Source organism: Mycoplasma sp. CB776, assembly GCF_054343395.1.
This window is the reverse complement of the sequence record NZ_JBTGVD010000005.1, coordinates 35,518-43,157: the sequence shown is the minus strand read 5'-3', so window position 1 is coordinate 43,157 and position 7,640 is coordinate 35,518. Positions and strand designations below refer to the sequence as shown.

Below are 7,640 nucleotides of genomic sequence, written 5' to 3'. Positions count from 1 at the left end.
TACCCCAACCCCTTATTACAAAAAGGGGCTTTCTAAATAAAATGCTAAGCATTTTATTAAATTAATATAAAATACAAGTAGGTTATAAAAACACTGGTGCACTTTATATTTCATTTAAGGAAAAAGTACCTTCAGGTACTTATTTTAGAGCGTTTTCAATTCACTCAATTAAGACTTCTTTTGGAAAATATTCAAATCCTTTGTTTAAAATTTTTCCATCTTTTAAAACAAGGTGAGTAGGAACTCTTAAAACTTCAAAACGAGTTCCTTCTTTTCTAAATAATTGTGCTTCTTCAGCATCAACATTAATCATTTTTAAACCTGAGTTTTCATCAAAGTGATCTGCAACTTTTTGCACCACTGGTGCCATCATTTTACAGTCTCCACATCAAGTTGTTGTAAATTCTAAATAAACAACTCCGTTTTCAATGTGTTTTTGAGCTTCTTCTCAACTCATTTTTTTTATTTCCATATATTAATCAAAAGGATTTTCAAAAGGTAAAGTCTCATTTAAGTCTAAATTATTTTTAGATGGGTTATCTTTATTTTCATCAATTACTTTCTGATTGTCATAAGTTTCTTGATGTTGCTTAACACTAACTTCATCTTTTGAAATTCCTTCTTTATCCTCCGTTGATTCTTGATTTATTTTTTTCTTTTTAAATTTTACTATTTTTTCTTCATTTTTTTCATTTTTCTTAATTTTGGGCATTTTTTTCATAAAAATCAATATTTTTACCAATAAGTAAGTTATAAATGCTACAAGAGGAACAAGAATAACCCCTATTACTGAAGTGGTGGATTTTAGTACAGAATAAAGAAAAATATTGATAAATCCCAAGTGATTTAAATTTGGTAAAGATGAATTTACTTTTTCAGGAGCTAAAGTATTTCATCACTCTTGAAAATTGTGATTTCAAACATTAGCACCCACACTAAAATAGAAATTGCCTTCATATTGCACAACTTCAAGCACTATAAAAGAAACAAACATATTTACAAAAATTAAAAATAAACTAATTAAAAACAAGTCTATTTTGAAATTTTTAATAAACATAATTTTAGGTGTACTCAATTTTATTATGCACAAAATAAAAACAATTAAAAAGTAAGAATATGCTAAATTTCCAAACAAAAGACCAATAGTGTATGAATAAATAGTAGTTAAACCTTTGATATTTAAAAATGCAAAAACAATTAGTGCTAAGTGAATAATTATGATAATAAATCAAAGAAATTTATTTTCTAAAATTTTTTCAACATTTCTGTTTTTAAATTTCATAAAACACCACAACAATGATTGGTTCCTTATCAAAAATTTTGAAAATTTTCTTTTTAATTATTTTTTTAATTTTTTCTTGTAAATCTTTTAAAACTATTTTTTCTGCATCTAAAAAAGATTGATAAAAAGCAGAAGTTATTATTTCATGAATTATATTTTTGTTTTCTTTAGAAATAATTCCAGAAGAATTTATTTGTAAATCACCTTGAAGTTTTTTGGTTTTATATTCCACTAAACTGGTTATTGTTATGATTCCATCACGGGCAAGAGTTTCTCTTTCTTTTATTACTTCAGAAGAAATATCTCCAATTCCAAAACCATCTATAATTACTTCACCAACTTGTTTTAGGGTTCCTTTTTGTGAAAATAAGTTTCCATCAATAAAAGTTGCTATTTTTCCATTTTGTAAAATTATAGAATTACTTTTATTAACTCCAGCAAGTGCTGCTATTTCAGATGAAACCACAAGATATCTATAAAGTCCTTGTAAAGGGATAAAGTATTTAGGTTTCAAACTGGAAACAGTTTGGAAAATATCTTCTCTTGCAGGTCTTATTCTATAATATTCATTTTCTGTAATATCTACAACTTTAGGGGTAATTCTTGCAATTTCATCTAAAGTCATAGCATAAAGAACTTCTAAACCATTTAATGGTGGTGCAATCATAATTACTGTATCGGTGCTTAATAATTTAAAAAATACATCGTTATTTTCTGTAATTCTTAAGAATCTTTGATACAGTCTTTCACTTGTAGAAGTGATTAATACAACAGCATTTTTGTGATTGTTAACTTCTTTATAATCGATGAATTTGGGTAATTTTAAAAATTGACCTTCATATTTTATTTTTTTAATAAGATCTACCAGTTGTCCGTATGTTCTACCATAAACAGCAACAGGTCTATCATATTTTTTAGCTAAATCTAAAATTTCTTGTAAAAGGGCCATTTCTTCATCAAATGAACCAATAACGATTCTAGAATTTTGATCAGTTTTGAAAAAAATATTTTCAATAGATGGAGTCACATCTATTTTATCAATGGCTTTTCCTTTATAATTAGCTCTTCCAGAATCAATTAATAAAGTGTGAATTCCTTTTAGAGATTCAATTGATGATTTAATATAATCTAAATTTGTAGTTCCATATATATTTAAAGATCCAACAACAAAATTAAGCATCACAACAATAGAACCATCTTCTGTTTCGAAGTTGTATCCATAAACTCCAGGCATTGATCCAGCAAGTGGAATAGATTTAACTATTGCATCATTACAGTCAATTTTTTCATTTGTTATTGAAATAACTTCAAAATCTGTGTGTCCTATTTTATACTTTGAAATCCTGTCTAAAATTAAAAATTTAGTAAAAGGCGAACAAAATATTTTTAAACCTTTTATTTTCATCAATAATCAAGGAATTGCTGAAAAAGATTCGTTTTTCCCATCTGTAATGAATATTCCTTTAATTTTGTCTTTGTTTTGTTCTAAATAGGTAAAATCAGGTATTAAAGTATCTACACCATTAGTTGAACTTATAGGAACCTTTGCTCCTGCATTAACTAGAAAAATAGAATTATTTACTTCAATAACATAGGAGTTTTTTCCATTTTCATCTAATCCCCCTAAACCAAAAATGCTAATTTTTGCCATTTTTTCCTTTCTTTTCATTATTAATTATTAATTTAATAAAAACATCTTGTAATTTCTTTTTTAAATTATACTTTTTTTTATTGAAAAAGTAAGATAATAATGAATTTTATATAAAAGATTATCTAATTCTTTTTATTTTAAAAGAAATTTGCAAAATTTTATAAATTTAAAATAAAAAGTGTTATATTTAAAATATGATAAAAAAGAAAAATAAATTAATAAATTTAGTTTTAGTAACATCAATAGTTACAACATCTATTGTTGCTGTTTCTTGTAAAAAAGAGCAAAATGAATCTGATATTTCACCATTTCCTCCAATTAAAGTAATTTCATATGATGTTAATGATTTAAAGTTTAAAAATGTTAAGGAAACTTCTGTTGAAATTGAAGTAGGTTTTAATTTAAATATTGAAAAAGATATAACTTTTTCTTTTGTTCTTAAAAATTTAGATAATTCCGAAACAAAGGAATATTACGTAACTCCAAAAGCAATTGAAAACAAAAGAGAGTTTAAAATTGAAAATCTTGAAGAAAATACAAATTATAAATTAATTTCAATAGATGCAAATAAACCTAATTCTGATATTTCTATATCAATTTCCCCTATAAAAGAAGAAATAAATACAATTTTTAGAACAAAAAATAGCAAAATTTTAGATGAAAATGAGCAAGAAATAATGAAATCAGTTGATGAACTTGGTAATTCGTTAAATGTAATTGATTTTTATAAAACCTATGATGCATCTTCATTTTATGAAAGATTTAAAAATAATGATGCAGAAAGTTTAAGTTCTAGCATAAGTTTACCTTATGATATTAGACATAAATTTTCTAAAATTATAGCTACTTTTTCTAAAGAAATCAGTGATGTAAAAAATAATGTAGGAATAATAGATAATGTTAAAATTTCCTTTTATACAGAAAAAAACAACAAAAAAGATATTTTCGTTTCTTTAAAAGGTTTTAGTTATTTTCAAAACAAAAATACAGAAAAAGATGCTGAAAAAGAAAACTTTTTAAGAGCAAAAGAATTGTCAGCAGAAATAAAAGAACTTTATCCTTCATTAATAGCAAGTTTATTACTTTATAACGAAAATAGAGAGAGTTTTCAAGATATAGAAAATCAACCGAAAAGTGAAAATGAAACGATACTAAATTATGAATTTTTAGTTTCTGGCACAAATGCAAAAGACTTATTTAGAAATCCTAAAATTAAACTAAATCCTTCATTAATAACAAAATTTTTAGAAAGAAATATAGAAAATAATAATAATCCAAAATTTCATTATGAAGTTTTAGGTGTTAAAGCAGATGATTTAGCAGGAACATTAGATATAGAAGTTGGAATTTACAATAGAGATGAAGAAGAAGTTAATGCAAGTGTTCCAAGGTATTTAAAAATATTTAGTTTTTCAGGATTAAGAAAACATAACATAAATGAAAAAGGCAATGTTGATAATGAATTATTTAATTTCAGTATAAATAAAGAAAAATTTAGTGAATATTTATCTAAATTGAAAGTTAAATCCCTTTTAGAAGAAGAATCTAAAAATCTAAATAATACAAAAACCAAAGTCAATGTTAATTCATTAATTAAAAATGCTAATTTATTTGAAAGAATCAAAAATTACGTAATTAATAATTTACTAGTAAAAATTAAAGATAGTAATTCTTCTAAAACTTATGAGTGAAAATATGACTTTTTACCTTTAAATTCATTAATTTCAAGAAACGATCGTTTAACTGCTTATCCTTTTGTAACCATTATAAATAATTCTAATTTTGACAACATTAATTTTTATTTAAATAAAAAAGAAAATAATGAATACGAACTAAGTCTTGAATTAAATGCACAATTTCCTTTATATAAAGCAGAAAGAATACAGGACATTAATTCCTTTGATTCATTTTCTGATAAAAATCTGGTCTATACAGGAGAAATATTTAAAGTAAATATTGATGAATTAAAGTCAACTAATAAAAGTAAATAGAAAAATACAAAAAGTTTAATTGAAAAAGTTTGAACTTTTTCTATTTTAATTATGCTATTTTATTCAAATTATGTATAATTATATTATAAGGAGGGAAAGTGAAAAAAAGATGAATTTTACTCAATTTAAGTGCTTTTGTATTTTCATCTATTGCCATAACTTCTTGTAATTCTAAAACAGAAGAAAACAAGAAAATACATAGTGATTCTGAAGGTGGAGAATTTCGTTATACAACAGAACCTTTAGTTGATGATTGAAATCCTGATATTCATACTTTTAATAATCAAAACCTTAAGAACATAGAAAAACTAAAAAATATTTTTGGAATAGATTTAACCAATTCAGATACTTTTGAAAACAAAAATTTGTTTTTAAGCGACAAACAACACAACATTTATTTTAATAATGAATATATAAATCATTCTAATAAAGAAAAAGAAGAATTTTTAGAATTTTCAAAAAATAGCGAAAATGCTTTATTTTCTATAGAAAACAACTTAAATATTTCTAATTTTGAAAATTATAATTTTGCTTTAAGTGTTAAATTATTGAATTATAAAAATTTTAGATATGACATTAATTTATTACCAAGTATTTTAAGCGAAGCAGTTCTTATAAACTTTTATGTTAAGGCTCCTTCTGATTTTAATCAAGAAAATATAAAAAAATCAGGATTAAATATTGATGTTTCTGATAAAAAAGATAGTTTATCTTTAGGAACTATAGTTAAAAATAATTCTCTAGATTATGATGTTTTAAAACGAATTTATCCTATGTTTAATTCAATTTATTTTGATTATAACAACAAAACACTTCATATGAATTTTCGGTTAGAAAAATCAAAAGAAAGGAAAACTGATTTTAAATTTTTAAAACAAACAAAATTAAATAATTCATACAAAATATTGCAATTTTCCTTTATGGTTCCAATTAATAGTATGGATTTGAAAGACTTTAATTCTATTAGTGATTTAGAAGTCAAAATAAATAATTGAGAGCAAATTTTTACTAAATAAGTTAAGTTACTTTTTGATAAAAAAATCATAAACCTGTATAAGATTTATGATTTTTATTTTCATTTTTTACCAAGAATTTTAAACATATTTGATTTATAAACTTCAACACCTGGTTGATTAAATGGATTAACTCCAAGTAAGTATGCTGAAATTGCACAAGCTCTTTCAAAGAACATTACTAGTCATCCAAAACTTCTTTCTTTGGAATCTTCTAATAATAAGTGAATGTTAGGAACTTTACCTACATTTACGTGTGCATCCATTGTGGCTTCAAAAGCTGCATTATTTACAAAATGAACTGTTTTATCTACTAAATAATTTAATTTATCTAAATTCTCTTCATCTTCATTAATTATTAAATCGTGTTCTGGATGTTTTAAGGTTATTATTGTTTCAAAAAGAATTTTTGATCCTTCTTGAATAAATTGACCTAATGAATGAAGATCGGTTGAGAATATAGCAGATGTTGGTAGCAATCCTTTTTCATTTTTACCTTCACTTTCTCCAAATAATTGTTTTCATCATTCATTAAAGAAAGCAAAATTAGGTTCATAAGAAACGAGCATTTCTGCTTTATATTTTTTACCTAAAAGGAATCTTGCAACAGCATATCTATAAGCATCATTTGTTTCAAGCGAACTATTTTTATAAATTTCATTAGCTTCTGCAGCACCTTTAAGAACTTCATCAATATCTACTCCAGCACAAATTAAAGGGAATAAACCAACAGGAGAAAGCACACTAAATCTTCCACCAATATTATCTAAAATAACGAATTTTTGGTATTTTTTAATTTTTGCCATTTCAAATAATGTTCCTTTATTTGCATCGGTAGTTGCAAAAATTAATTCTTGTGCTTGTTCAACACCTACTTTAGATTCTAAAAGAGATTTAAAGAATCTAAAAGCTATAGCAGGTTCTGTTGTTGTTCCTGATTTGGAAATAACATTGATTGCAAATCTTTTGTTTTCCACATATTTTAATAATTGATATAAAGAATTTGAACTAATGGAAGTACCTGCAAAAATGATTTCCATTTTTCTTTCAATTCCAGGATACATACCTTGAATAACATCAATAGCGGCTTTAGCTCCTAAATATGAACCCCCAATCCCTATAACTACTAAAACTTCAATATTATCAGTATGAAGTTTTTTAGCAGCTTTTTTCATTTCATTTATTTCTTTTCAATTGCTATTTTCTGGTAAATCTTTTCAACCTAAAAAATCAGAACCAACTGCAGAAAAATCATTCATTGAATCATTAATTTTAGTTACTTGATCTTGAAATTTTAAAATTTCTTCTTCTTTTATTGCATTTTTTAAATTTAAAGTTATTTTTTTCATTTTTCTACCTCGTTTTTTGTAAATCTTAATAAATTTTTAAAACCATTTTCTGTTTCTGTTAATTTAAAAGAAAAAGGACTTTTTAAGTATTTAGGTCTTATTTGTTTAAAAGAAAGCGTTGCTTTTTTTGTATGGTGATTTATACTTAAAATTTTTAGTTTTATTTCATCCCCTATTATAAACATTTCTTCTAAATTTTGAATGTAATAATCACTAATTTCCTTTATAAAAACAATACCTTGATAACCATCTTTTAAATTAACACAAAAGTAATTTTTAAAGATTTTTTTAACTTTACCTGTTACTATTTCTCCGTTTTCCATAATTATTTAAAATTATAGCACTATAAATCAA

7 protein-coding genes are annotated in these 7,640 nt (G+C 24.0%); 2 read left to right on the top strand and 5 right to left on the bottom strand.

Features of this window, described 5'->3' with window-relative positions; translation table 4 throughout:
• Nucleotides 1-139: 139 nt before the first annotated feature.
• From ACXX86_RS01095 to ACXX86_RS01085, 3 genes are read right to left on the bottom strand one after another with little or no spacing between them, the layout of a single operon-like run.
• Nucleotides 140-472 (bottom strand): thioredoxin family protein, encoded by a 333-nt coding sequence (locus ACXX86_RS01095; protein ID WP_458560969.1) that lies wholly within the window; start codon nt 470-472, stop codon nt 140-142.
• A 3-nt stretch (nt 473-475) separates the two neighbouring features.
• Nucleotides 476-1,282: a hypothetical protein gene (locus ACXX86_RS01090; RefSeq protein WP_436358697.1), complete on the bottom strand. Its 807-nt coding sequence runs from the start codon at nt 1,280-1,282 to the stop codon at nt 476-478.
• Nucleotides 1,272-2,933, bottom strand: coding sequence for a ribonuclease J (locus ACXX86_RS01085; RefSeq protein ID WP_458560968.1), 1,662 nt, complete (start codon nt 2,931-2,933; stop codon nt 1,272-1,274). Before ACXX86_RS01085 ends, ACXX86_RS01090 begins: the two co-directional genes overlap by 11 nt.
• A gap of 194 nt (nt 2,934-3,127) precedes the next feature.
• On the opposite strand from ACXX86_RS01085, the gene ACXX86_RS01080 reads away from it, so the two are divergent.
• A complete protein-coding gene (locus ACXX86_RS01080) occupies nt 3,128-4,924 on the top strand; it encodes an LppA-related lipoprotein (RefSeq protein ID WP_458560967.1) in 1,797 nt (598 codons plus the stop codon).
• A 98-nt stretch (nt 4,925-5,022) separates the two neighbouring features.
• Complete coding sequence (locus tag ACXX86_RS01075; RefSeq protein ID WP_458560495.1) at nt 5,023-5,940, top strand: hypothetical protein; 918 nt, start codon at nt 5,023-5,025, stop codon at nt 5,938-5,940.
• A 53-nt stretch (nt 5,941-5,993) separates the two neighbouring features.
• On the opposite strand, the gene ACXX86_RS01070 is transcribed toward ACXX86_RS01075, so the two are convergent.
• Both ACXX86_RS01070 and ACXX86_RS01065 read right to left on the bottom strand, forming a co-directional pair.
• A complete protein-coding gene (locus ACXX86_RS01070; RefSeq protein WP_458560966.1) occupies nt 5,994-7,286 on the bottom strand; it encodes a glucose-6-phosphate isomerase in 1,293 nt (430 codons plus the stop codon).
• Nucleotides 7,274-7,609, bottom strand: a complete 336-nt coding sequence (locus ACXX86_RS01065; protein ID WP_436358692.1) for a S1 RNA-binding domain-containing protein — start codon at nt 7,607-7,609, stop codon at nt 7,274-7,276. Before ACXX86_RS01065 ends, ACXX86_RS01070 begins: the two co-directional genes overlap by 13 nt.
• Nucleotides 7,610-7,640 lie beyond the last annotated feature (31 nt).